At 68.9% G+C, this 23,955-nt stretch carries 21 protein-coding genes and 2 pseudogenes; 6 read left to right on the forward strand and 17 right to left on the reverse strand.

The window, feature by feature from the left end:
• Positions 1 to 13 precede the first annotated feature (13 nt).
• From E3O47_RS09015 to hemE, 12 genes and pseudogenes are all read right to left on the reverse strand, one after another.
• A complete protein-coding gene (locus E3O47_RS09015; RefSeq protein WP_104099932.1) occupies positions 14 to 364 on the reverse strand; it encodes a hypothetical protein in 351 nt (116 codons plus the stop codon).
• 88 nt (positions 365 to 452) lie between these two features.
• Positions 453 to 1,781 (reverse strand): glutamate-1-semialdehyde 2,1-aminomutase, encoded by a 1,329-nt coding sequence (gene hemL, locus E3O47_RS09020; RefSeq protein ID WP_134401036.1) that lies wholly within the window; start codon positions 1,779 to 1,781, stop codon positions 453 to 455.
• A complete protein-coding gene (gene hemB, locus E3O47_RS09025; protein ID WP_134342527.1) occupies positions 1,781 to 2,770 on the reverse strand; it encodes a porphobilinogen synthase in 990 nt (329 codons plus the stop codon). The genes hemL and hemB overlap by 1 nt, the downstream gene beginning before the upstream one ends.
• Before the next feature lie 40 nt (positions 2,771 to 2,810).
• A complete protein-coding gene (locus tag E3O47_RS09030; protein ID WP_134342572.1) occupies positions 2,811 to 3,602 on the reverse strand; it encodes a uroporphyrinogen-III synthase in 792 nt (263 codons plus the stop codon).
• Complete coding sequence (hemC, locus tag E3O47_RS09035; protein ID WP_134342526.1) at positions 3,602 to 4,555, reverse strand: hydroxymethylbilane synthase; 954 nt, start codon at positions 4,553 to 4,555, stop codon at positions 3,602 to 3,604. The genes E3O47_RS09030 and hemC overlap by 1 nt, the downstream gene beginning before the upstream one ends.
• The gene (locus E3O47_RS09040) at positions 4,552 to 5,646 is read right to left on the reverse strand and encodes a ferrochelatase (RefSeq protein WP_104099937.1); all 1,095 of its coding nucleotides are present in this window, start codon (positions 5,644 to 5,646) and stop codon (positions 4,552 to 4,554) included. The genes hemC and E3O47_RS09040 overlap by 4 nt, the downstream gene beginning before the upstream one ends.
• Positions 5,646 to 6,320: pseudogene (gene hemQ, locus E3O47_RS09045) on the reverse strand (hydrogen peroxide-dependent heme synthase); the annotation flags it as partial. The pseudogene hemQ and the gene E3O47_RS09040, both read right to left, overlap by 1 nt.
• A gap of 159 nt (positions 6,321 to 6,479) precedes the next feature.
• Positions 6,480 to 6,803 carry a DUF3618 domain-containing protein gene (locus E3O47_RS09050; RefSeq protein WP_104099939.1) on the reverse strand — a complete coding sequence of 108 codons (324 nt, stop codon included), beginning with the start codon at positions 6,801 to 6,803 and terminating at the stop codon, positions 6,480 to 6,482.
• Positions 6,793 to 7,209, reverse strand: coding sequence for a phage holin family protein (locus E3O47_RS09055; protein ID WP_166784747.1), 417 nt, complete (start codon positions 7,207 to 7,209; stop codon positions 6,793 to 6,795). The genes E3O47_RS09050 and E3O47_RS09055 overlap by 11 nt, the downstream gene beginning before the upstream one ends.
• A gap of 31 nt (positions 7,210 to 7,240) precedes the next feature.
• On the reverse strand, positions 7,241 to 7,573 hold the full coding sequence (locus E3O47_RS16135; protein ID WP_174720183.1) for a hypothetical protein: 333 nt from the start codon (positions 7,571 to 7,573) through the stop codon (positions 7,241 to 7,243).
• A gap of 88 nt (positions 7,574 to 7,661) precedes the next feature.
• Positions 7,662 to 9,143, reverse strand: coding sequence for an FAD-dependent oxidoreductase (locus E3O47_RS09065; RefSeq protein WP_134400981.1), 1,482 nt, complete (start codon positions 9,141 to 9,143; stop codon positions 7,662 to 7,664).
• Positions 9,144 to 9,171: 28 nt separating this feature from the next.
• A complete protein-coding gene (hemE, locus tag E3O47_RS09070; RefSeq protein ID WP_104099942.1) occupies positions 9,172 to 10,362 on the reverse strand; it encodes a uroporphyrinogen decarboxylase in 1,191 nt (396 codons plus the stop codon).
• A 71-nt stretch (positions 10,363 to 10,433) separates the two neighbouring features.
• Here hemE and E3O47_RS09075 point away from each other — a divergent pair, with 71 nt between their 5' ends.
• Positions 10,434 to 11,798: a glutamyl-tRNA reductase gene (locus E3O47_RS09075; protein WP_134400980.1), complete on the forward strand. Its 1,365-nt coding sequence runs from the start codon at positions 10,434 to 10,436 to the stop codon at positions 11,796 to 11,798.
• An 88-nt stretch (positions 11,799 to 11,886) separates the two neighbouring features.
• Positions 11,887 to 12,951, forward strand: a complete 1,065-nt coding sequence (locus tag E3O47_RS09080) for an alcohol dehydrogenase catalytic domain-containing protein (RefSeq protein WP_134342522.1) — start codon at positions 11,887 to 11,889, stop codon at positions 12,949 to 12,951.
• Between the two features lie 249 nt (positions 12,952 to 13,200).
• Here E3O47_RS09080 and E3O47_RS09085 read toward each other — a convergent pair whose 3' ends face one another.
• A complete protein-coding gene (locus E3O47_RS09085; RefSeq protein WP_104099945.1) occupies positions 13,201 to 14,586 on the reverse strand; it encodes a glycine--tRNA ligase in 1,386 nt (461 codons plus the stop codon).
• 164 nt (positions 14,587 to 14,750) lie between these two features.
• Between E3O47_RS09085 and E3O47_RS09090 the strand changes: the two genes are divergently transcribed.
• Both E3O47_RS09090 and E3O47_RS09095 read left to right on the forward strand, forming a co-directional pair.
• Positions 14,751 to 17,045, forward strand: coding sequence for a carbon starvation CstA family protein (locus tag E3O47_RS09090; RefSeq protein ID WP_104099946.1), 2,295 nt, complete (start codon positions 14,751 to 14,753; stop codon positions 17,043 to 17,045).
• A complete protein-coding gene (locus tag E3O47_RS09095) occupies positions 17,042 to 17,275 on the forward strand; it encodes a YbdD/YjiX family protein (protein WP_104099947.1) in 234 nt (77 codons plus the stop codon). Before E3O47_RS09090 ends, E3O47_RS09095 begins: the two co-directional genes overlap by 4 nt.
• Positions 17,276 to 17,365: 90 nt before the next feature.
• Here E3O47_RS09095 and E3O47_RS09100 read toward each other — a convergent pair whose 3' ends face one another.
• The 3 genes from E3O47_RS09100 to E3O47_RS09110 form a co-directional block, all read right to left on the reverse strand.
• Positions 17,366 to 18,268 carry a serine hydrolase gene (locus E3O47_RS09100; RefSeq protein WP_166785362.1) on the reverse strand — a complete coding sequence of 301 codons (903 nt, stop codon included), beginning with the start codon at positions 18,266 to 18,268 and terminating at the stop codon, positions 17,366 to 17,368.
• A gap of 75 nt (positions 18,269 to 18,343) precedes the next feature.
• The gene (locus tag E3O47_RS09105; RefSeq protein ID WP_134400978.1) at positions 18,344 to 20,308 is read right to left on the reverse strand and encodes a M13-type metalloendopeptidase; all 1,965 of its coding nucleotides are present in this window, start codon (positions 20,306 to 20,308) and stop codon (positions 18,344 to 18,346) included.
• Positions 20,309 to 20,420: 112 nt separating this feature from the next.
• Positions 20,421 to 21,233 carry a DUF222 domain-containing protein gene (locus E3O47_RS09110; protein ID WP_134400977.1) on the reverse strand — a complete coding sequence of 271 codons (813 nt, stop codon included), beginning with the start codon at positions 21,231 to 21,233 and terminating at the stop codon, positions 20,421 to 20,423.
• Positions 21,234 to 21,491: 258 nt separating this feature from the next.
• Here E3O47_RS09110 and E3O47_RS09115 point away from each other — a divergent pair, with 258 nt between their 5' ends.
• Positions 21,492 to 22,823 (forward strand): MATE family efflux transporter, encoded by a 1,332-nt coding sequence (locus E3O47_RS09115; RefSeq protein ID WP_233191240.1) that lies wholly within the window; start codon positions 21,492 to 21,494, stop codon positions 22,821 to 22,823.
• Positions 22,824 to 22,939: 116 nt separating this feature from the next.
• On the opposite strand, the gene erpA is transcribed toward E3O47_RS09115, so the two are convergent.
• On the reverse strand, positions 22,940 to 23,296 hold the full coding sequence (gene erpA, locus E3O47_RS09120; RefSeq protein ID WP_104099952.1) for an iron-sulfur cluster insertion protein ErpA: 357 nt from the start codon (positions 23,294 to 23,296) through the stop codon (positions 22,940 to 22,942).
• 427 nt (positions 23,297 to 23,723) lie between these two features.
• Here erpA and E3O47_RS09125 point away from each other — a divergent pair.
• Positions 23,724 to 23,955 (forward strand): annotated as a pseudogene (locus E3O47_RS09125) (Fe-S cluster assembly protein SufB); the annotation flags it as partial.

Raw genomic sequence — 23,955 nt, forward strand, 5'->3', positions numbered from 1 at the left:
ACCAGTGGGACGGTCAACCGCCGAGCTTGAGCGACGCGATCAGGTCCGGGGCGTGGTTGGTGGTCAGGATCACCCGGGAGAACTCGTCGTCAATGAGGTCGATCACGACCGCCTGGCGCTTGCGCTTGATCGCCAGGAAGTCCTTGCCGCCGCGGAACTTCCAGGTGCCCACCGCGACCACCAGGGGCAGGCCCACCCCGGGAGAACGGATCCCGCGGATCCAGATCCACGGGTCATCCGTGATCGTCACCGAACGGATGTTCCCGCGCGGCACGACGATGTCCTCGCGCCGCAGGGCGAGGGTCTTCTCCGCTTTCGTGAGGTGGATCTCAAGCCGGTCAGGGTGAACGCGGAGGGAAGCCATGCGTCTAGTCTGCCTGTTCCGGGACGAAATCCACCTGTCGGAACCTCACAAAGGAATAACTCCCGGGTGTACGGGTCACACCTGCGGGTCACACCTGCGGGGTCGCGGCGGCCGCGGCCTTCGCTGCGGCAGGGAGGGCGTCAAGGATCCAGCCGACCGCGCGCTCGTCGTGGGCGTTGGAGACGAACCAGGCCTCGAACACGGACGGCGGCAGCGAAACGCCCTGATCCAGCATGGAGTGGAAGAACGGACCGTAGCGGAACGTCTCCTGGCGCTGCACCTGAGCGTAGTTCCGAGGCGCGCTGGCGGCGGCTTCGGCACCGAATACGAAGCTGAACAGGTTGCCGGCCCGCTGCACGCTGTGCGCGACACCCTCGGCCGAGAAGGCGGCGGAGACGGCCTCGGAGAGCAGCAGCGCGGTGGCGTCGATGCGCTCGTAGACGCTCTCGTCCAGGGCCCGCAAGGTGGCGATGCCGGCGGCGACCGCCACCGGGTTCCCGGAGAGCGTGCCGGCCTGATAGACCGGGCCGTTCGGAGCCAGGAAGTCCATCACGTCGGCGCGACCGCCGAGGGCCGCCACCGGCAGGCCTCCGCCGATGACCTTGCCGTAGGTGAACAGGTCCGGCGTGTAGTCCGCCTGCCCCTGGCCCACGGTGTCCAGTCCCCAGTAGCCGGCCGGATGCACCCGGAAGCCGGTGAGGACCTCGTCGATGATGAGGAGCGCGCCTTGCTCGTGCGCGAGGGCGGTGAGCGCGGCGTTGAAGCCGGCGTCGGGAGCCACGACACCCATGTTCGCCGCCGCCGCCTCGGTGATCACGGCGGCGATCCGGCCCGGGTGCGCCTCGAAGGCGACTCGTACGGCATCCAGGTCGTTGTACGGCAGCACGAGGGTCTGCGCGGCCGTCGCTGCCGTGACCCCGGCCGAGCCGGGCAGGGCCAACGTGGCCAGGCCGGACCCTGCCTGAGCCAGCAGTCCGTCCGAGTGACCGTGGTAATGCCCGGCGAACTTGATCAGCAGGTCGCGACCGGTGAAACCGCGGGCCAGACGGATGGCCGTCATGGTGGCCTCGGTGCCGGTCGAGACCAGGCGCAGCTTCTCGACCGCGCCGACGCGTTCCTCGATCAGTTCGGCCAGGATGGTCTCGCCGGGCGTAGAGGCACCGAAGGACAGGCCGAGCGCGGCGGCATCCTGCACCGCCTGCACGACCTCCGGGTGGGCGTGGCCGAGGATGGCCGGGCCCCAGGAGCTGACCAGGTCGACGTATTCACGCCCGTCCGAGTCGGTGACGTAGGCGCCCTTCGCTTTCACCAGGAACAGCGGGGTGCCCCCGACCGACCGGAAGGCCCGAACGGGTGAGTTCACTCCGCCGGGGATGGCGCGCTGCGCGCGGGCGAAGAGATCGTCGTTGCGGGACATCATCGGGCCTGTCTTTCGTTGAACCAGGTGGCCAGTTCGACCGCCCAGTAGGTGAGCACGGCGTCCGCTCCGGCGCGACGGATGCTGAGCACGGACTCCTCGACGGCCCGGCGGCGGTCGATCCAGCCGTGGGCGGCTGCGGCCTCAATCATCGCGTATTCACCGGACACCTGGTAGGCCCAGACCGGAACGTCACTGACGGCGGCGACCTCGGCGAGCACGTCGAGATAGCTGCCGGCGGGCTTCACCATCACGATGTCGGCGCCCTCCTGGATGTCGAGCCGGGCCTCGCGCACGCCCTCCCGGCGGTTCGCCGGGTCGAGCTGGTAGCTGCGCCGGTCACCGTCGAGGGTTGACTCCACCGCGTCGCGGAAGGGACCGTAGAAGGCCGAGGCGTACTTGGCCGAGTAGGCGAGCACGGCCGTATCGACGTAGCCGTTCTGGTCGAGCGCCTGGCGCACGGCGGCAACCTGGCCGTCCATCATTCCGCTCAGGCCGAGTAGCTGCGAGCCGGAGGCCGCCTGCACGAGCGCCATGTCGCAGTAGCGCTCGAGGGTGGAATCGTTGTCGACGCTGCCGTCTGCGCCGACCAATCCGCAGTGGCCGTGGTCGGTGAACTCGTCGAGGCAGAGGTCGGTCTGCACGACGAGGGCGTCGCCGACCTCGTCGGCCAGCGCGCGGGTGGCGGCGTTGAGGATGCCGTCGGGATCGGTCGCCCCGGAGCCGACGGCGTCGCGCACGGTCGGCACCCCGAAGAGCATGACGCCGCCGATGCCCGCTCCCGCGGCCTCGGTCACCGCCCGCCGGGCGCTGTCAATGGTGTGCTGAACCACCCCGGGCATCGACTGGATCGGCATCGGGTCGCCGCTGCCCTCCCGCACGAACATCGGAAGAACCAATTCGGAGGGGTGCAGACGGATTTCGCTGGCCAAGCGACGGAGCGCGGGAGTGGTGCGCAACCGTCGCGGGCGGATGACGGGGTTTATCACCCGTCAATGCTACGTCGCCGGGCCGGGCGTGCGCGAACCGTCAGCGGGATTGGGCGACGTGCACCAGGGCCTGGATCAAGGACTCGGCGCTGGGCGAATCGGCCACGACGTCGACGCGCAGGCCGATGGCCGCCGCATCCCGCGCCGTGCGCGGCCCGATGCAGGCCACCACGGTCGATTCGGGGATCGGCCCGAGTTGGTCCTGCACCTGCTGCGCCACGCTTCCGGAGGTGACGAGCAGGGCCTGGACAGTGCCGGCCGCGACGTCCGCGACGACGCGCTGGTCGACCGGGACGCCGATGGTGCGGTATGCGACGACCGATTCGACGTCGTGGCCGATCCGGCGCAGCCCCTCGGTCAGCAGCGGCTTGGCGATTTCCGAGCGGAGAGTGAGGATGCGCAGCGGCACCTGGCCCGAGGTGGCCGTTTCCCACTCCTCGAGGAGTCCGCGGGCCGAGTTGTCTTCGGAGGGGACGATGTCGACCCGGTAACCGGCCGCGATCAGAGCCGCGGCCGTTGTCTCGCCGACCGCCGCGATGCGCGTGGACGCGGCCACGACGGCACGGTGCGACGACAGAACGTCAACGGTCGTGGCGCTGGTCACGGTCATCCAGTCGAAGTCGCCCGCCGCGAGGCGTGCCAGGGCGGCCTCGAGCGCGGGGGCGTCGTCGGTCGGGGCGAAGTTGATCATGGGGGCCACGATCGGCTGGGCGCCCTTGGAACGCAGGTCGGCGGCGACGTGGTCGCCCCACGGGCCGCCGCGCGGCACGAGAACCCGCCAGCCGGTGAGCGGCTTGGCGAGGCTGGCTTTTGTCTTGTAACGCGAGTTCATCACGAAGTCACCTTGATCGGGGCGAAGTCGGCAGCGCCGCCGGCGAGCAGGTCAAACGAAACACGGTTGGACACGTCTTGCGCGGCTTCGGCCAGGTGCGCAATGGAGTGGGAGTCGGGGGTGGCGGCATGGGAGCTCACGACGCTGCGGGAGCCGTCCGGGCTGTACACCGTGGCGGTGAGGAACAGGAGCCCGTCGTCGATCGCGGCCATGGCGCCGATGGGCGCGGCGCAGCCGGCTTCGAGCCGCTCCAGCACCAGACGCTCGGCCATGACGGTGGTCTGGCTGGTCGAGTGATTGATCGCAGTGAGGGCCGTGGCGAGAGTACGGTCGAGCTTCCCGTCGCGCACCTCGAGCGCGAGCGCGCCCTGGCCGGGAGCGGTCGGCCAATCCGACAGTTCCAGGTATTCGCCGTCCACGGACTCGAGCAGCGCCAGCCGGCTGAGGCCCGCGGCGGCGAGCACGACGGCGTCGAGGTCGCCCTCGGCCACACGGTTCAGACGGGTCTCCACGTTGCCACGGATGTCCACGACGTCCAGGTCCGGGCGCAGCGATCGCAGCTGGGCGGCCCGGCGCGGTGACCCTGTGCCGACTCGCGCGCCCTCGGGCAGCGTGGTCAGGTTCAGCCCCTCGCGGGCGCAGAGCACGTCGCGCGCATCCGCCCGCTTCGGGGTGGCGCCGATTCGGAGGCCCGGGTAGGCGGCCGTCGGCAGATCCTTGAAGGAATGCACGACGACGTCGCATTCTTCGGCCAGGAGCGACTCCCGCAGGGCGCTGGCGAAGACGCCCGTGCCGCCCAGGCTTGACAGAGACTCGCGGGAGGTGTCGCCGTGCGTCGTGACCGTGACGATTTCGACCTCGGAGCCGGACGCGGTCGCGATGCGGTTCGCAATCGCAGTGGTCTGCGCCAGGGCGAGCGCGCTGCCACGGGTTCCGACGCGGATCAGGCTCACGGAGCCATCCCGGCGACGGCCGGCTTGAAGCCCAGGCGCACGTTCTCGCAGCAACCGGGGCGGCAGACGTCGTACCAGGGTCCGAGGTCGGTCTCGTGCGGACGAGCGTCGGCGGGGGTGTCGTTCATGCGCTCCTCAACCAGGTCGATGAGCCCGCTCACGAAGGCCGGGTCGACGCCGGGCGTCGGCACCCGCACGGACACCAGGCCGAGGTCCCCGGCGGTCTCGGTGGCCTCGTTGTCGAGGTCCCACATGACCTCCATGTGGTCACTGACGAAGCCGAGCGGCACGATGACGATGGCACGGATGCCCCGCTCCGGCAGCAACGCGATGGCGTCGTTGATGTCGGGCTCGAGCCACGGCATGGTGGGCGGCCCGCTGCGGGACTGGAAGACCAGCTGCCACGGGGTGTCCACCCCGACCATGACCTTCTGGGCGACGGCGAGGTGCTGCGCCGCGTAGGCGCCGCCCTCGCCGAAGCCGCGCTCGGCCGGGCCGCTCTTGTTGGCGTCGGTCATCGGGATCGAGTGGGTCGAGAACAGGATTTCGACCTCGGTGGCCAGGTCGATTCCGGGGACCTGGGCCACGACATCCGCGAGCCCCTTCTGGAGGGCGGTCACGAACGGGGTGACGAATCCGGGGTGGTCGAAGAACTGGCGCACCTTGTCGATGTGCACCACGCCCTCCAGCCCGGTCGCGGTCAGCGCGGCCGCGAAGTCCTCGCGGTACTGGCGGCAGCCGGAGTAGGAGCTGTAGGCGCTGGTGGCGATGGCCAGGAGCCGGGTCTGGCCGTTGTCGTTGGCCTCGCTGATGGTGTCGCGCAGGTAGGGTGCCCAGTTGCGGTTGCCCCAGAGCACGGGCAGGTTGATGCCGCGGCGTTCGAGTTCGGCCTGGAGCGCGGCGCGAAGCACACGGTTCTGGTCGTTGATCGGGCTGACCCCGCCGAAATGGCGGTAGTGCTTGGCGACCTCTTCGAGGCGCTCCTCGGGGATGCCGCGCCCGCCGGTGACGTTGCGCAGGAACGGGATCACATCGTCCTGACCCTCGGGGCCGCCGAAGCCGGCGAGCAGGATGGCATCGTAGGTAGTCATTACTGCAGAACCTCCACCAGTTCGGCCGTCGAGATGCGGCGGCCGGTGTAGAACGGGACCTCTTCGCGCACGTGGCGGCGCGCCTCGGTGTTGCGCAGTTCGCGCATCAGGTCGACGAGCTCGGTGAGCTCGTCGCTTTCGATCGGCAGCAGCCACTCGTAGTCGCCGAGGGCGAACGAGGAGACGGTGTTGGCGATGGCTCCGCGGAAGGCCGCGCCCTTGCGGCCGTGGTCGGCGAGCATGGCGCTGCGCTCGGCCTCCGGCAGCAGGTACCACTCGTAGCTGCGCACGAACGGGTAGAGGGTCAGCCAGCCCTTCGGCTCCACTCCGCGCAGGAACCCAGGCACATGGCTCTTGTTGAACTCGGCGTCGCGGTGCACGCCCATGGCGTTCCAGGTCGGCAGGAGGCTTTTGAGGAGGCGGCTACGACGCAGCTGGCGGTGGGCCCACTGCAGGGTCTCGGCCTCCGGTGCGTGGGTCCAGATCATCACGTCGGCGTCGGCGCGGAGCCCGGAGACGTCATAGAAGCCGCGGACGGTGACGCCCTCGGCCTCAACCAGACCGATGACGTCGTCGAGCTCCAGGACGGCTCGGGGCACATCGTGGCCGTCGAGGTCGTCCGGGTTGCTCGGATCTTTGCGCAGCACAGCGAAGAGCGTGAAACCCTGCGGCGACGCGTCTGGCGCGTCAGTCGTTCCGTGGGTCTCGGCAGAGGTGGTGGAGTGAGGTGGGTTTACTGCCTCTCCGGCAGCCGGGTGAGTCATAACTACTAGTCTCTACTCCTTTGCCGCGAGAGCCAAAATTGCGCGGTCGGGTACCGGCTTCCGTTGGCCTCAGCGGCGCTGCACGGCCCTGACACCGAGCCAGATGGCGCCCACCGCGGCCGTGGCCGCGCCCAGGACGATGCCGGCCAGTGCGAGGGGATTCTTCTCGCCGAGTTCGCGCAGGCGCACGTTGGCCAGGCGCGAGCGTACGCGCAACTGCCTCGGCACGTTGAGCCTGTACTCGATCGCGTCGAGCGTTTGCGCGAGTTCGACGCGGGCACGGGCGGCCTCGGCGCGCAACTCGGTCTTGGTGCGCGGAACGGCCTCAACCGTGACAGCTGCGACGCTCCCGCGGACGGCCTCATGTGTCGTCGTGTTCACTTCAGTGCTCATATTTGCCAACTCCCTTGAGGGCGTCGACGTCGCGACGGATGCTTTCCGTCACGCCGTCCGGATCCGATGACGTTCCAGCCTGCAGCCGGTTTCTGCCGACCAGCCCCAACAGGAGCGCGAGCAGCAACAGGGCGACCGCCACGATCAGGGTCGCGAGCCAGAGCGGCAGGACGAGGGCGAGCGCGATGACCGCGAGGGCGACCAGCACCAGAGCCGCGAAGAACGCGAACAGGGCCGCCCCGACGAAGAGCCCGATGCCCAGCCCGATGTTCTTGGCCTTACCGGCGAACTCCGCCTTAGCCGCGTCGAGTTCGGCCTTGACCAGGGCGATGATCTGACCGGGCAGCTCACCGAGAAGGTCGAACGTCGATTTCCGGCTCTTCGGGTTGAATTCGCTGTTTCTCACAGTTTCCCCTTCGTTCGGAGTGTCGCGGTGATTATTTCGTGGTGGTGTCGTCGGCGACCGTCGTCGGTGCGGTCGGCGCTGCGGTCGCCGGCGTCGGCACGGTGTAACTGGTCCCGGACGTCTTGGACGCCTTGGACTGCAGGGCCGAGGCGATCTTCTTGCCGGTCTCGAGGAGTGCCGACGGCACATCCCCGACCCGCTCGAGCGCGAAGTCGCGAGCCTCGTTCACCCGGCGCTGAACGGGCGGCGCGTTCCATACGTTGTCTGCCGCGGCCACGATCTGGTCGTAGCGCTTGCGCCCGGCGCGCGCGCCGAGGACGTATCCGACGAGTCCACCCGTGATGAACAGAAGCTTTCCCCGCATTGTCACTCCATTCCTCAAGGTGCACGTATCCCTCAGAGTATCCCCCATTAGGGATAAGAGCAGGTCGGCACGGCCGGTGACCCGGCGATCAGATGCCGAGGGCCTCCTGCCGGGTGCGGGAGGCCGCGGCGACGGCATCCGGGATCACCGAGGCCAGGCCGGTGCCGGCGAGCCACGCACCCGTGAGTTCGAGTCCCGGGGTGGCGGCCACGACCTCGCGCACCTGGTCGACCCGCTCGGGTGCGCCGACGGTCGCGGGCGAGAGGGCATCGCCCCAGACCGTGCGCGCGAAACCGCGCACGGCGGTCGCGTCGAGGTCGACGCCCAGGATCGTGCGGGCGTCCGCCAGGGACAGCGCGAGGAGCTCGTCATCGCGAAGACCGGCGGTGGGGCTGTCCTGGCCGGCGCGACCGTAGGACAGACGGATGACGTGTCGGCCCGGTCCGGCGGCCTCGGCCAGCCAGTCCCACTTCGCGGTCACGTGGGTGAGCGCCTTGGCGGTGACCCCGGGGGTCGCGGCCGCGACCAGCACGCCGGTGCCGCGCGGGTGCAGGTCGAGCTCCGGGGCGTCGATGACGATCGTGGCCAGCTCGATCGCCGTCGGCTGCGGCCAGTCGAGTTCGGCGAGCGCCGCATGGGCCGGGCTCAGGCCGGCCAGTAGGCCGAGCGCCTGCGCGCCTGGAGTCGCGATGATCACGAAGTGGGCGTCGAGGGTGGTCTCCGGCGCCGGGGCTGCCGGCGCGTCTGCGTCCGCCGCCGTGTCCGGTGCCGCGCAGGTGGCCGTCCAGGTGGGCGCGTCCTCGGTGCCGGAGCGCTGCAATGCGGTGACCGGGGCATCCGTCACGATCTCGGCGCCGAAGTACACGAGGTCGGCCACCAGAGCGGTCACGAGCCGGAACATGCCGCCCCGGAGCCCGGCCACGTTCGAGCCGGCCGGGGCGCCGGAGCGCAACGACAGCACGGCCCCGGAGAGCGAACCCGTCACCGTGAGGGCGGAGTTGAGGCCCGGGGCCACGACGTCGATCTCGAGATCGTCGGCCGCGGACGAGTACACCCCCGCGGTCACGGGTTCGACGAGCCGTTCGAGCACGCGGCGCCCCATGCGCTTGCGCACGAGTTCACCCAGGCTGTGTTCCCGGCCGATCGTCAACACCGGCATCAGCCGGTCCGCGTAGGCGCGCCAGGCGCCACTCCAGCCGATCACGCGGCGCACGTCGTCGGCGAGCGGAGAACCGGGGATGCCGAGCACGCCGGCCTTGGGCAGCGGAACGCTGACCGAACCATTCGGCACGCGGTCGTCGGGCAGGTGCAGCCACGCGCCGGCGGGGTTCGGCGCGACAACCTCGTCGGACAGACCGAGGTCGGCGATGAACTCGGCCACCGCGTCGCGCCGCACGGCGAAGCTCTCGGCACCGCTGTCGAGGGTGAGGTCGGCCACTTGGTGGCTGCCGAGTGCTCCGCCCGGCACACCGGTGGCTTCGAGCACGGTCACGCTGAGTCCGACCCGGGCGCAGGCTCGGGCGGCGATCAGGCCCGCCACCCCTCCACCGATGACGATGACGTCTTTCATTCGCGCCCCCTGAGCCTGCGTGCGATTGTCAGGACGCGGACGGCGCGGCGGCCGGGGCTTCCGGGACGGCGGCGGCCGGGCCGGCGGAGACCGCGGTGACCTCGTGCACGAAGGCCACCAGGCGAGTCAGCACGTTCGGGTCGGTCATCGGCGGAACGCCGTGGCCCAGGTTCAGCACGTGGGACGGTGCCGTGCGCCCACGCTCGAGCACGTCGAGGACATGCGCTTCGAGCACCGGCCACGGTGCCGCGAGGAGCGCCGGATCGACGTTGCCCTGCACCGGGACCAGTCCGCCGAGGCGACGGTTGGCTTCATCGAGCGGCACCCGGTAGTCGACTCCGACGACGTCGGCGCCCACCCCGTGCATCTCCCTGAGCAGCTCGCCCGTGCCCACTCCGAAGTGCACAACGGGCACGTTGCGGCGCACGGATGCGACGCCCTCGGCATCTGTGCCCGCGGCGCCCTCGCCATAGGTGAGGTCGCGCACGTGGGCGATCGCCGCGGTGGAGGCAGGAGCGACGAAGCGCGTGTAGTCGGCCAGCGAGAGCGCGCCGGCCCAGGAGTCGAATAGCTGGGCGGCGCTGGCGCCGGCCAGAACCTGCGCGCGCAGGAATCGTCCGGTGACCTCGGCCGTCCACTCCATCAGGGTGGCCCAGGCGTCGGGGTCCGCATGCATGAGCGTGCGAGCGTTGATGTGGTCCTTCGACGGACCGCCCTCCACGAGATAGGCCGCCAGCGTGAACGGGGCCCCGGCGAATCCGATCAGCGGCGTCGAGCCGAGCTCGGCGACTGTGCGCGCGACCGCCGCGGTGATCGGGGCGAGGTTCCCCTCAAGCACGGCAGGGTCGAGAGCAGTGAGCTCCGCGACATCCTTCGCCGTGCGCACGGCCGTGCCGAGGACGGGGCCGGTGCCTGCGACGATCTCGACGTCGACGCCCACGAGCTTGAGCGGAATGACGATGTCGCTGAAGAGGATGCCGGCGTCGACGTTGTGGCGGCGCACCGGCTGCAGCGTGATTTCGCTCGCCATCTCCGGGTCGAGGCAGGCGTCGAGCATGCGCGTACCGACCCGCAGCGAGCGATATTCGGGCAGCGAACGGCCAGCCTGGCGCATGAACCAGACGGGGGTGACGTCTGGCCTGGTGCCCTGGTAGGCGCGGATGAGACGTGAATCGGCCGTGAGTCCGGTTGCGAGTGGGTGTTGCGCGTCGAGGTTCATTATCTAGATTCTGTCAAACTTCCGACACTCGGGCGATTCGGGCCCTCAGCCACAGGTCGTAGACTCGTCTGGTGTTGATCTGCCTGTCCGCCAGCCATAAGAACTCCAGCTTCGACGTGCTGGAGAAATTGTCTGTCGGTGCGAACGACACGGCGGGTGGCATTCTCGAGCGGCACCCGGCCCTGGTCGGTGCCGTGGTCGTGGCCACCTGCAACCGGTTCGAGGCCTACCTCGACCTCGACGAACCGCTCGGCTCCTCCCCACTTTCGGCCGTGCACGCCGCCATCGACGGCGTCAGTGCGAGCACCGGCGTGGCCGTCGACGTTCTGCGGAACACCCTGGACCTGGTGCACGGCAGCGGCGTCGCCGAGCACCTCTTCGCCGTGACGAGCGGCCTCGAATCGGTGGTCGTCGGCGAGGGCGAAATCGCCGGCCAGGTGCGCCGCTCCCTCGAGCAGGCCCGGCTCTCCCGCACCACCAGCCCCGAACTCGAACGCCTCTTCCAGCGTGCGTCGCAGACCTCGCGGGGCGTCAAGAACCGCACCGGCATCGGAGCCGCGGGACGTTCACTCGTGCGCCTGGCCCTCGAACTGGCCGAAAGCCGCATCACGGACTGGGCCCAGACCCGCGTGCTCCTGGTCGGCACGGGCCGTTACGCGGGGGCTTCCCTCGCCGCGCTGCGGGACCTCGGCGCCGAGGACGTGCGGGTGTACTCCCCCTCGGGCCGCGCTCAGAAGTTCGCCACCTCGCATCAGATCACCGCCGTCGCCGAGTCGGCGTTCGCCATCGAAGCCGCCGAGGCCGACCTGATCCTCACCTGCACGACCGCCGACACCCACGTGATCGACGCGGCCCTGCTCCACTCGGGCCGCGCACTCTCCCTGCAGCTCCCGGCCGCCGAAGCGCGCACACTGCCCTCCTGCCCGATGACGGATGCCCCGACCGAGATCCCGCGCCGGCTCATCATCGACCTGGGTCTGCCGCGCAACGTCGACCCGGACGTCACCGACCTGGCCGGCGTCGAGCTGCTCGACCTCGAGACCATCCGCATCCACGCGCCGCTCGAGGAGCTCAACGCCACCAGCGACGCCCGACTGCTCGTGGGCCGCGCCGCCCGCAAGTTCTCCGCGGTTGCCGAGGAGCAGAGCCTCGCCCCGGCCGTCGTGGCCCTTCGCAGCTACGTCTTCGACCTCCTCGACGGTGAGATCGAACGGGCGCGCAACCGCGGCGACAACAGCGAGCAGACCGAGGCGGCCCTGCGCCACTTGGCCGGCGTGCTTCTGCACACCCCGATGGTGCGATCCCGCGAGCTGGCCCGAGCGGGCGAGCAGGCCGCATTCCTGACCGGACTCGATGCCCTGTTCGGAGTCCAGGTTGAGCTGCCCGCCGCCGGGACCGCGGCCACGGTCGCCGATATCGGCCCCGTGGCATCCTGACGGTGGGCGGCCTGGCCCCGCACGGTGCGAGCGCACACGGTGCGAGCCTGCACGGTGCGAGCGTGCACAGCACGGCCGGGATCCGCGGGTGAGAGCCGTCTGGTTCGACGCGTTCGGTGCCGTACCCGAGCTGCGGGAGGTTCCTGACCCGGTGCCGTCCGCGTCCGGGGTCGTCGTGCGAGTGGAGGCCACCGGCCTCTGTCGCAGCGACTGGCACGGCTGGCTCGGGCACGACGCCGGCATCGCCCTGCCGCACGTTCCGGGCCACGAGCTCGTCGGCGTGATCGACGCCGTGGGGCCCGAGGTGCGCCGCTTCGCCGTGGGCCAGCGCGTCACCGTGCCGTTCGTCTGCGCCTGCGGCGACTGCCCGGAGTGCCGGGACGGCAACGGCCAGGTCTGCCGCAACCAGACCCAGCCCGGCTTCACCCACTGGGGCTCCTATGCGGAGCGGGTGGCCCTGCACAACGCCGACGTCAACCTGATCGCGATTCCCGTTGGACTGGATGCCGGCGCCGCCGCACTGCTCGGCTGCCGCTTCGCCACCTCCTATCGCGGACTCGTGCATCAGGCCCGGTTGCAGGCGGGCGAGACCCTCGTCGTGGTCGGCTGCGGCGGCGTCGGTCTCTCCGCGGTCATGATCGGCGCGGCGCTCGGTGCGACCGTGATCGCCGTGGACATCAGTGCCGCGGCCCGTGAGACGGCCGCGCGAGTGGGCGCGACCTTCACGGTGGACTCCGCCGGGCTCTCGAACGATGAGGTGGTGGCGCGGATCCGCTCGGTGACAGGCAGGGGCACGGATGCGGGTGCGGGTGCGCAGGTCAGCGTCGAGGCGCTCGGCCGGGAGAGCACGGTGGGCATCGCCATCCGTTCACTGGCAACCCGGGGACGCCACGTCCAGATCGGATTGCTGGCGGAAGACCCACGGCTTCCGCTCGGCGACGTCATCGCCCGCGAACTGACCGTGATGGGCAGCCACGGGATGCCCGCGGGCGACTATCCGGCCCTGCTGGCCCTGGTCACCTCCGGCCGGCTGCGCCCGCAGGACCTGATCGGCCGCCGCCTCAGCCTGGCCGAGGCGCCCGCCGCCCTCGCCGCCATGAGTGACCCGGCCACGCCGGGCGGCGTTACCCTGATCGAGCTCGCCCGCCCCTGAACTCGTGCGGCGGCGGCTCGCTAGGTATCCGTCTCCCTCCACCTGTGGGGCCAACTCAGGAAAACCGGTGTGTCCGGTCGCCGCGGTGCCGCCGTTCCGGGACCGCCGAAGCTCGCCCGCGGGACTTCTCCTGAGTTAGCACCCCACCGGCACCGGCACCGCCACCGGTATCCCCCGGCCCCAGCACCCCACCGGTACCGCCAGCGGTACCCCCGGCCCCAGCCGAAAGCGCGCGGCCGGCGGACTCGGCTATGCGCCGCGGAGGCGCTCGGCCAGGTAGGCGTCGAGCTTGTCGAGCGGCACGCGCTCCTGCGCCATGGTGTCGCGGTCACGCACGGTGACGGCCTGGTCCTCGAGCGAGTCGAAGTCGACCGTGACGCAGTACGGGGTGCCGATCTCGTCCTGGCGGCGGTAGCGGCGGCCGATGGCGCCGGCGTCGTCGAAGTCCACGTTCCAGGACTCGCGCAGCCGCGCCGCGAGGGACTTGGCCATCGGCGAGAGCGCCTCGTTGCGGGACAACGGCAGCACGGCGACCTTGATCGGCGCCAGGCGCGGGTCGAGTTTCAGCACGGTGCGCTTGTCGACGCCGCCTTTCGCGTTGGGCACTTCCTCCTCGTGGTACGCGTCTACCAGGAACGCCATCAGAGAGCGGGTCAGTCCGGCCGCCGGCTCGATCACGTAGGGAACCCAGCGCTCATTCTTCGTCTGGTCGAAGTAGGACAGATCCTTGCCGGATGCCTCCGCGTGCGTCCTGAGGTCGAAGTCGGTTCGGTTGGCAACACCCTCGAGCTCGCCGAATTCGCTGCCGCTGAAACCGAAGCGGTACTCGATGTCCACGGTGCGCTTGGAATAGTGCGAGAGCTTCTCGGCCGGGTGTTCGAACAGGCGCAGGTTGTCGACGTTGATGCCGAGGCCGGTATACCACTTCAGGCGCTGGTCGATCCAGTACTGGTGCCACGTCTCATCCGTGCCCGGCTCGACGAAGAATTCCATCTCCATCTGCTCGAACTCGCGGGTACGGAAGATGAAATTTCCCGGGGTGATCTCGTTGCGGAAGCTCTTGCCGATCTGGCCGATGCCGAACGGCGGCTTCATGCGAGCAGCCTGCAGCACGTTGGCGAAGTTCACGAAGATGCCCTGCGCGGTCTCGGGGCGCAGGTAGTGCATGCCGGCCTCGTCGTCGACCGGGCCGAGGTAGGTCTTGAGCAGGCCGGAGAAAGCGCGCGGTTCGGTCCAAATATGACGGTTTCCGCAGTTCGGGCAGGGGATGCCGTCGATGCCGCCCTCGGGCGGGCGGCCCTTCTTCTCCTCGAATTCCTCCTCGAGGTGGTCTGCGCGGAAGCGCTTGTGGCAGCTCGTGCACTCGACCAGCGGGTCGCTGAAGACCTCGACGTGACCGGATGCCTCCCACACCTTGCGGGGAAGGATCACCGAGGAGTCGAGGCCCACCACGTTGTCGCGGCTGGTGACCATGAAGCGCCACCACTGCTTCTTGATGTTCTCCTTGAGCTCCACGCCCAGCGGCCCATAGTCCCAGGCAGACCGGGACCCACCGTAGATTTCACCGGCCTGGAACACGAACCCGCGGTGGCGGGCAAGGGCGATGACGGAATCGAGGCGGGAGAGGGCGGCCACGGGGCTCCAATGGTCGAGAGGGCGGGGGATCTGGAAAGCACACAGGACAGGCAGAAGCCGCCCGGCGCTCCGTCCATTTTAGGCGTCCGTCCGGAAGGTGCCGCCAAGCTGTTAGCCTTGCTAAGGATTTCCGCAGTCCTTGCGGGTACCTCAAAGGAGAGATCATGGGCACCAAGCCCCGAACGCCACACGATTCAGCCAAGCGGGGTGAGGAGCTGGACCGGGATCCCCTCCTGTTGCCCGTTGCTCTCGACCAGACCACCCACGACGCCGAGGAAGCCCACTGGACCCCCCTGAAGATCGGGATCTGGGGCGGCATCTCGCTGCTCGGCGGGCTGAGCTGGGTGATGCTCGCCGTCGTTCGCGGCGAGACCGTCAACGCCATCTGGTTCGTCTTCGCCGCCGTCTGCACGTACCTGATCGGTTACCGTTTCTACTCCAACTACATCCAGAAGCACCTGCTGCACCCCGATGACCGGCGCGCGACGCCGGCCGAGTACAAGGCCGATGGCAAAGACTTCGCGGCCACGGACCGCCGGGTTCTCTTCGGTCACCACTTCGCCGCGATCGCCGGCGCCGGACCGCTCGTCGGCCCCGTGCTGGCCGCCCAGATGGGCTACCTGCCCGGCACGATCTGGATCATCGTCGGTGTCGTGCTTGCCGGCGCGGTGCAGGACTACATGGTGCTGTTCTTTTCAATGCGCCGCGGCGGACGCTCCCTGGGTCAGATGGCCCGGGACGAGCTCGGCAAGGTGGGCGGCACGGCCGCCCTCGTCGCGACTCTGGCGATCATGGTCATCATCGTGGCCATCCTCGCCCTCGTCGTCGTCAACGCCCTCGCGGACAGCCCCTGGGGCGTCTTCTCGGTCTCGATGACCATTCCGATCGCCCTGTTCATGGGCGTCTACCTGCGCTTCTTCCGCCCGGGCCGGGTCACCGAGGTCTCGATCATCGGCTTCATCCTGCTGCTGGCCGCCATCATCGGTGGTGGCATGATCGCGGACACCGAGTGGGGCTCAACCTTCTTCGCCATTGAACCGCTGCCCCTCGCGATCGGCATCATCGTCTACGGCTTCGTGGCCGCCATCCTTCCGGTCTGGCTGCTCCTGGCCCCCCGGGACTACCTGTCCACCTTCATGAAAATCGGCACGATCGGGATGCTGGCAATCGCCATCATCATCGTCCGCCCCGAGATCTCGGCCCCGGCCGCCAGCGAGTTCGTGAACGGCGGCGGCCCCGTGGTGAGCGGCTCGCTCTTCCCGTTCCTCTTCGTCACCATCGCCTGCGGCGCCCTGTCCGGCTTTCACGCCCTGATCGCCTCCGGCACGACACCGAAGCTGATCGAGAAGGAACGCCAGACCCGGTTCATCGGTTACGGCGGAATGCTGATGGAATCATTCGTCGCCATCATGGCGCTCGTCGCCGCGCTGTCGATCGACCGCGGCATCTACTTCGCCATGAACTCCTCTCCGGCCCTGACCGGCGGCACCGTTGAGGGTGCTGTCACATTCGTGAACAGCCTCGGACTGACCGGTGTCAACCTGACCCCCGAGATGCTCACCGAGACCGCGAAGAACGTGGGCGAGGAGACCATCGTGTCCCGCACCGGCGGCGCCCCGACACTGTCGGTCGGCCTCGCCAACATCATGCACCAGCTTGTGGGCGGCTCGGGGATGATGGCGTTCTGGTACCACTTCGCGATCATGTTCGAGGCGCTGTTCATCCTGACCGCCGTCGATGCCGGAACCCGCGTGGCCCGGTTCATGTTGCAGGACAGCCTCGGCAACTTCTTCCCGAAGTTCAAGAACACCTCCTGGCGCCCGGGCGCCTGGGTCACGACCGGGATCATGGTCGCCGCCTGGGGTGCCGTGCTCGTGATGGGCGTCACCGACCCGCTCGGTGGCATCAACACCCTGTTCCCGCTGTTCGGAATCGCGAACCAGCTGCTGGCGGCCATCGCCCTGGCCGTCTGCCTGGCGATCGTGGCCAAGCGAGGGCTGTTCACGTACCTCTGGGTTGTGGCGCTGCCGCTGACCTTCGCCGCCGTCGTGACCATCTACGCGTCGTTCCTGAAGATCTTCTCGACCGTTCCCGCCGTGGGCTACTTCGCCCAGAATCGAGCGTTCTCCAACGCTCTGGATGAGGGACTCACCAGCTTCGGCACGGCGAAGACCGTCGAGGCGATGGAGGCGGTCGTGCGCAACACGATGGTGCAGGGCGTCCTTTCGATCCTGTTCGTCGTGCTGGCCATCATCGTGATGGTCACCGCCGTGCAAGCCACCTGGAAGTCCTACAAGTCCCGCAGCTTCGGCACCAACGAGGATGACGCGGTGGCGTCGCAGATGTTCGCCCCGTCCGGCTTCGTAGCCACTCCGGAAGAGAAGAAGCTGGCCGCACGCTGGGACACCCAGATCGCCCAGGCCAAGCTGGACAAGGCAGGGAGGACGACCCGCCGATGAATCTGCTCGCCAGTGTCCGCCACGGCGCGAAGAGCTTCGCCTGGTTCATGAGGGGGGTCATGGGTGAAGACGCCTACGACAAGTACAAGGCCCACCATGAGGCCCACGACGAATCGATTCATGACCCGGATGCCGCCGCCTGCTCCGGACCAGTGATGATGACGGAACGCGAATTCTGGCGCGACCAGACCGACCGCCAGGACATCAACCCCCAGGGTCGGTGCTGCTGAGCGGGTGCGCCACCATCGCCCAGGGCTGCCCCCGCGAAGGATTCCTTCGCGGGGGCAGCCCTGTTTTCCTGTTTTCACCGGCGGCGCCGGTCAGTGCACGTATTCCAGCAGGTCGAGGCCGACCGCGCGCATCCCGTCGAGCACCGCGAGCCGGGACGAGAGGCGGGTGTCCGCGAAGGACATCGAGACCATGTAGGTCACCCCGGCGCGCGGGCCGCGCAGAATGCCGATCTCACTGCGCACGCCGGCATCCGTTCCGGTCTTGTTGACCAGCAGGAGGCCGTGATCTCCGGACCGATGCGCGAGCGGGTCGAGCCCGAACGCGCTGGCGACCATGGACAGGTCGGCGCCGAGCGACAGCCAGCCGAGCACGCGCTCACTCGCCTCCGCATCGACGACCTCCCCCCGGGCCAGCGCCGTGAACAGCCAGGTGAGCTCCTTGGCGCTGCCGACCGAGAGCTGAGGCGCGTCATCGGGACCGCGCCGGTCGCGCACAAGGTCGAGCAGGGCGGTGCGGCTGAGTCCGAGCTGCTCGGCGCGGGACCGCACCGCGTCCAGGCCGACTGCGCGGAGCAGCACATTGGTGGCCAGGTTGTCGTTGATGGCACCGATCAGCGCAGCGAGGTCGGCGATCGGCAGCGAGGGAGCCTGCAGGTGCTGCCAGAGGCCGGATCCGGCGACCGAATCGGACACGGTGCGATCGAGGATCGTGTACGCGCCGAAGTCGGCGTCGCGGAGCCGGGCGGCGACCTCGATCAGCAGAAGCACCGTGCCGATGCCGGCGGTGGGCATGACCACGTGGTCGTCCACGGAGAACAGCACCCGGCCGGTGACCAAATCGGTGGCGCGGGCCGAGACCTGCACCCCGTCGACCGCGAGGTCACCGAGCGCCTGGAACCCGCGGCTGAAGTTCGCCGTGGCGTCCACGCCGCCGTGCCTGCCGCGGCGCGCCGAGGAGTGGCGAGACCGGCGCTCTGAGTCCTGGGATGGCATGGCCACAGTGGGCAGGTCCTTACGTAGATTCGGGCTGCTCGACCCCGGTGACACGGGCTTACGGTCGCGCTGAGGTCACCAGATCGTAACGCGCTTTTCCGGGTCCAGCCAGAGAGCGTCGTCCGGGGTGACGCCGAACGCCGTATAGAACTCGTCGATGTTGCGCACGATCTGGTTGCAGCGGAATTCGTTGGGCGAGTGCGGGTCGATCGAGAGCAGGCGGACGGCCTCCTCGTCACGCATCTTGAGCTGCCAGGCCTGTGCCCAGGAGAGGAAGAAGCGCTGGGTGCCGGTGAGTCCGTCGATCACGGGCGGCGCCTGGCCGTCCAGCGAGATCAGGTAGGCCTTCCAAGCGATGGAGAGCCCGCCGAGGTCGCCGATATTCTCGCCGATGGTGAGTGCGCCGTTCACGTGGTGGTCGGGAACCTGATGCGGGGCGAGCTCGTTGAACTGCTCGATCAGGGAGCCGGTGCGTTCTTCGAAGGCCGTGCGGTCATCTTCGGTCCACCAATCGGTGAGTAGCCCGGTGCCGTCGTATTTCGAGCCCTGGTCGTCGAAGCCGTGGCCGATCTCGTGGCCGATGACGGCGCCGATCGCGCCGTAGTTGGAGGCGGAATCGCGGGCATCGTCGAAGAACGGCGGCTGCAGGATGGCGGCCGGGAAGACGATCTCGTTGAAGCCCGGGTTGTAGTACGCGTTGATCGTCTGCGGGGTCATGAACCACTCGTCGCGGTCGAGCGGGTTGCCGATCTTGCCCAATTCCCGCTGAAACTCGAACTCGCTCGTGGCGCGCACGTTCTTGATCAGGTCGGCCGGGTCGACCGAAAGGGTCGAGTAGTCCCGCCACTTGACCGGGTAGCCGATCTTGGGGGTGAACTTCTCGAGCTTGTCGAGCGCACGGGCGCGCGTCTCCGCGGTCATCCAGTCGAGTTCGGTGATGCTCCGGCGGTAGGCCTCGACCAGGTTGGCCACGAGTATGTCCATGCTCGCCTTCGCGCTGGGCTTGAAGTGCCGCTCGACGTAGATGCGCCCGACGGCCTCGCCGAGCGCCCCCTCGACGAGCGAGACGCCACGCTTCCAGCGCTCGCGCAACTGGGGAGTGCCGGTCAGGGTGCGACCGTAGAAGTCAAAGCTGGACTCGACGAAATCGCTCGACAGGAACGCGGCGCTGGAACGGATGATCTGCCACCGTAGCCAGTCCTTCCAGCCCTCGAGCTGGTCCTCGGTGAGCATCTCCGCCAGACCGGTCACGAAGCTGGGCTGGCGCACGACAACCTCGTCGAGAGCACCGGCCGGGCCGTCAAGCCCGTCAAGCCAAAGGTGCAGGTCGGCGCCGGCGGCCAACGCGGTGACCTGACCCCAGGTCTTGAGGTTGTAGGTCTTCTCGCTGTCGCGCGAGCGCACCTTGTCCCAGTGGTGAGTGGCGAGCTCGGTTTCGAGAAGGAACACGCGCTCGGCGCGACCGGCGGCATCCGGGGTGCCGACGAGGCCGAACATCCGGGTCAGGAACGCCTGGTAGGACTCCCGGATCGCGGCGAACTTCTCGTCGCGGTAGTAGGACTCGTCGGGGAGGCCGAGCCCGCCCTGCTCGACGAAGACGAGGTAGCGCTCGGGGTCCCCCGGATCGTTGTCGACGAAGAGACCGAAGGCGCCGGGCACGCCCGCGCGCTCGAGGCGGCCGAGGGTGCCGAGCAGCTCGGGGATGGAGGTGACGGCGTCGACGATGGCGAGATCGGCCGCGAGCGGGGTCGCTCCGAGCTCTTCGACGCGGTCCTCGTCCAGGAAGCTGGCATAGAGGTCGCCGAATTTGCGCTCCTCGGTGCCGGGGGCGGCGGTCTGGGCTTCGAGGATGATTTCCCGGACGGCCTTCTCCGATTCCTCGGCGAGCAGGTAGAACGAGCCCCAGCGGGCCTTGTCGGCCGGGATCTCGCTGCGGGCGATCCACTTGCCGTTCACATGGCGGAAGAGGTCGTCCTGCGGACGCACCTCGAGGTCAAGTTCGTCGCGGTCGATTCCGGATGCGGTCCCCTGGTCAGTCATGCCTCCACCCTATTCGCTGTGACAGTGGCCGAGCTGGTAGAGACCTATCGGGTGTGCACACGGATGGCGGTGGACCTCCCGGCTCGCTGGTCGAGCGCGCCGAGACCCGGAGCTACAGCCCCACCGCCTTGCTCGGCAGCGCGATCAGTGTCTGCTCCGGATCGTTCTCCACCGGTGGCCGCAGCCAGTGTTGCGTTCCGGTGCGGGTGATCTTCCAGTGCTGGTTGTGCAGCAGTAGATGGTGCGGGTGGCAGAGCAGTACTCCGTCGGCGAGGTTGGTGTCTCCGCTGTCGGTGAGCCAGTCGTTGATGTGGTGGGCTTCGGTCCAGGCTGGTGATCGGTCGCAGTCGACCCACCGGCATCCGCCGTCGCGCACTCCCATCGCGGCGCGTTGTTTCTCGGTGAAGAGTCGTTCGTCACGGCCGACGTTGATGATTTGGCCGATGTCGTCGAACTTGGTGCCGCGGGTGCCGGTGTCGCAGAGCACCCGGTCGATGGTTTCCTGCGAGATGGGGACCGGGTTGCCTTCGATCTGCCCGTGAGCGGCGGGTTCGGCGGCACCCGGCTCGGCGGGTTCGGCTGTGAGGGCTTTCTCGGTCACGATCACGCGCACCGAGGGGCGGCGTCCGCCGAAGACCCGGCCGGGGTCGGCTTCGCCGGCGATTGTGAGCAGCTGCACGAGGGAGTCCGCGTTGATCTGCTCGGTGCTGCGCGGGTCGTCCTGCATTTTTTGGGCCCAGGCGGCGCGTTCCGGGTCGACGAAGCGCACTCCGCCGCGGCGGGGGCTGGTGATGGAGTCGAAGGTGGAGAGCACGAACTCGCCGTCTTCGGGGGCGAAGAGCCCGTTCAGGCGCACGTTGCCATTGCTCAGCCGGTAGACCTTCAGGGAGCGGTCGTCGTGGGCCTGCTTCTCCCGGGCGGTGATGCCGGCCTGATCGAGGAGCCCAGCAGGGCGACGGCGTCGGCCGCCCGACTGAGGTCATCCGCGAGGTTCGTCATGGTACGAGGGTACCTGATGTCGTACAGGTAGTCGAGTCTCTGTCACTTATTATGGACACTTTATAGCATTAGTTTCGAAGTCTTGTCTGGCAGCGCGGAGATTGGCTCGCCGGGTCTCGACAGGCTCGACCACCGGAAGCGGACACCGGGTGCGGAGGGGCTGAACTAGAGTTTTGGCATCACCATCACCGTGCTCCGCCCGCAGCCCATCGACCGCGAGATCCTGCGCCTCGCCATTCCCGCCGTCGGCGCGCTCATCGCCGAACCGCTCTTCCTGCTCGCCGACTCCGCCATGGTCGGGCACCTCGGCGCCGTTCCGCTGGCCGGACTCGGCCTGGCCGGCGCCGTGCTGCAAACGATCATCGGCCTGATGGTCTTCCTGGCCTACAGCACCACGCCCGCGGTGGCCCGCTGGCTGGGGGCCGGTGACCGCCGCCGTGCGGTCGCCGTCGGCATCGACGGACTCTGGCTGGCCCTCGGCCTCGGTGTGCTGCTCGCGATTGCGGGCTGGTTCGCCACCCCCCTGCTCGTCGGCGCGTTCGGCGCCGAGCCCGCCGTCACCGCCGCGGCCGTCAGCTACTTGGGCCCATCGATGTTCGGACTGCCTGCCATGCTGCTCGTCTTCGCGGCGACCGGGCTGCTCCGCGGGCTGCAGGACACCCGCACCCCGCTGTGGGTGGCCGGGATCGGGTTCTCGGTCAACATCCTGCTGAATGCGGTGTTCATCTACGGCCTGGGACTCGGCATCGTCGGATCCGCCCTCGGCACAGTCGTGGCACAGTGGGCGATGGTCGCGGTCTATCTTGCCGTCGTCGGCCGCCACGCCCGCCGCGAGAGTGCGCCGCTGCGCCCGCATCGGGTCGGGATGTTGCGGGGCGCGGCATCCGGCGGCTGGCTGTTCCTGCGCACGGTGAGCCTGCGTGCGGCCATGTTGCTCGCGGTTTTCGTGGCCACGAGCCTCGGTTCTCCCGAGCTGGCCGCCTTCCAGATCGCGATGACCCTGTTTGCCACGCTCGCGTTCGCCCTTGACGCCCTGGCGATCGCGGCACAGGCGCTGGTGGGCCGGGGCCTCGGCGCCGGCAACCTGGCCGAGGTGCGCGCGGTGCTCAGGCGCTGCCTCGAATGGGGCGTGCTCAGCGGGTCCGCGCTCGGGCTGCTGGTGATCGCCGCGAGCGGCGTGCTCGGCCGACTGTTCACGAACGCGACCGAGGTCAGCGACCTGCTGCCGGCGGCCCTGATCGTGCTCGGGCTATCCGTTCCGCTCGGCGGGGTGGTCTTTGTGCTCGACGGAGTGCTGATCGGTGCCGGCGACGCGCGCTACCTGGCCCTGACCGGATTGGTGAACCTGGCCGCGTTCGTGCCGCTGGCCGTCGCGGTGCTGCTGCTGGCGCCGTCGGGACCAGCGGGACTGGCCTGGCTGATGGCGGCGTTCGCGTTCGGCTACCTCGGCGCACGCGGGGTGACGCTCGGGCTGCGCGCCCGGGCGGCGAAGTGGATGGTCGTCGGCGCCCGCTGACACCGGGGCAGCCCCAGCGCTGACGGCCGCGGCGCAGCTCGGAAAGTGGGCGCAGGTTCTCCCGTGCGCCAGCCTCCGCGACCGGCGCCGGAAGGCCAGGCACGGCGGCGGCGACTCTAGCTGAAGGAGTCGCCGCAGGCGCAGCTGCTGCCGGCGTTCGGGTTGTCGATCGTGAAGCCCTGCTTCGCGATGGTGTCCTCGAAGTCGATCGAGGCACCCTCGAGGTACGGCACACTCATCTTGTCGAGCACGACCCCGACGCCGTCGAAGTCCACGACGACGTCGCCCTCGAGAATGCGCTCGTCGAAGTAGAGCTGGTAGATCAGGCCGGAGCAGCCTCCGGGCTGCACGGCTACGCGCAGGTTCAGGTCTTCGCGACCCTCCTGGCTAAGCAGGCTGCGCACCTTCAGCGCGGCAGCGTCAGTCAGGCCGACGCCGTGGGCCGGTGCGATGGGGGCAATGGTGTCGGTCATGAGACTCCTCGGACTTCACGCTGCATGGACGCGTCGGGACCGCTCCGCTTGAGCGTTTCGCCTGCGCGAGTATTCAGACACTCTAAGCTCCCGCGGCCGTTCTGCGAACCCCGGAGACTGCCGCCGGCATCCGTTGCGTGCCCGCGCCTCCCCGACGACCCCTCGACGACCTGCCGGTGACCCGCCAAAACGAGCCGAAGTGTAGCCAGATGAAACCCTGAAGCCTAGGGTGAAGTGTTCCCGTTTTTTTATGCGCGCGGTCCAGATGACCGCGACGCAGCACGGCGTGGCCCTGATTGTCTTTGATCTCTCAGCGGTGCGCACCTGAGCCGTCCTCACAACTCGTTCTCAGCCGGTCTCCTCACGGAGTCCGGCTCGGGATGACCGGACTAATATCCGGGTTGCCGGGGTGGCAGAAGAGGTAAATATGTCTGACGTCCTTCTTGACCGCCCCGAACTTGCGGGGCTCGGTGTCTACGAGTTCGGGTGGTCCGACTCCGATGCTGCTGGTGCCTCCGCCCGCCGCGGGATTTCGCCGGAGGTGGTGACCGATATCTCCAATCTCAAGGGCGAGCCTGAGTGGATGCTGCAGCGTCGCCTCAAGGCCCTTGAGTTGTTTGAGCGCAAGCCGATGCCGACTTGGGGTGCTGACCTGTCGG

The sequence above is a fragment of the Cryobacterium sp. TMT2-17-1 genome (assembly GCF_004402765.1).
Taxonomy (GTDB): Bacteria; Actinomycetota; Actinomycetes; order Actinomycetales; family Microbacteriaceae; genus Cryobacterium; species Cryobacterium sandaracinum.

Coding starts and splice junctions, on each gene's coding strand:
- E3O47_RS09015 (WP_104099932.1), bottom strand. CDS start 364: ATGGCTTCCCTCCGCGTTCACCCTGACCGGCTTGAGATCCACCTCACG.
- hemL (WP_134401036.1), bottom strand. CDS start 1,781: ATGTCCCGCAACGACGATCTCTTCGCCCGCGCGCAGCGCGCCATCCCC.
- E3O47_RS09030 (WP_134342572.1), bottom strand. CDS start 3,602: ATGAACTCGCGTTACAAGACAAAAGCCAGCCTCGCCAAGCCGCTCACC.
- E3O47_RS09040 (WP_104099937.1), bottom strand. CDS start 5,646: ATGACTACCTACGATGCCATCCTGCTCGCCGGCTTCGGCGGCCCCGAG.
- E3O47_RS09050 (WP_104099939.1), bottom strand. CDS start 6,803: ATGAGCACTGAAGTGAACACGACGACACATGAGGCCGTCCGCGGGAGC.
- E3O47_RS16135 (WP_174720183.1), bottom strand. CDS start 7,573: ATGCGGGGAAAGCTTCTGTTCATCACGGGTGGACTCGTCGGATACGTC.
- E3O47_RS09065 (WP_134400981.1), bottom strand. CDS start 9,143: ATGAAAGACGTCATCGTCATCGGTGGAGGGGTGGCGGGCCTGATCGCC.
- hemE (WP_104099942.1), bottom strand. CDS start 10,362: ATGAACCTCGACGCGCAACACCCACTCGCAACCGGACTCACGGCCGAT.
- E3O47_RS09090 (WP_104099946.1), top strand. CDS start 14,751: ATGGGCACCAAGCCCCGAACGCCACACGATTCAGCCAAGCGGGGTGAG.
- E3O47_RS09095 (WP_104099947.1), top strand. CDS start 17,042: ATGAATCTGCTCGCCAGTGTCCGCCACGGCGCGAAGAGCTTCGCCTGG.
- E3O47_RS09100 (WP_166785362.1), bottom strand. CDS start 18,268: ATGCCATCCCAGGACTCAGAGCGCCGGTCTCGCCACTCCTCGGCGCGC.
- E3O47_RS09105 (WP_134400978.1), bottom strand. CDS start 20,308: ATGACTGACCAGGGGACCGCATCCGGAATCGACCGCGACGAACTTGAC.
- erpA (WP_104099952.1), bottom strand. CDS start 23,296: ATGACCGACACCATTGCCCCCATCGCACCGGCCCACGGCGTCGGCCTG.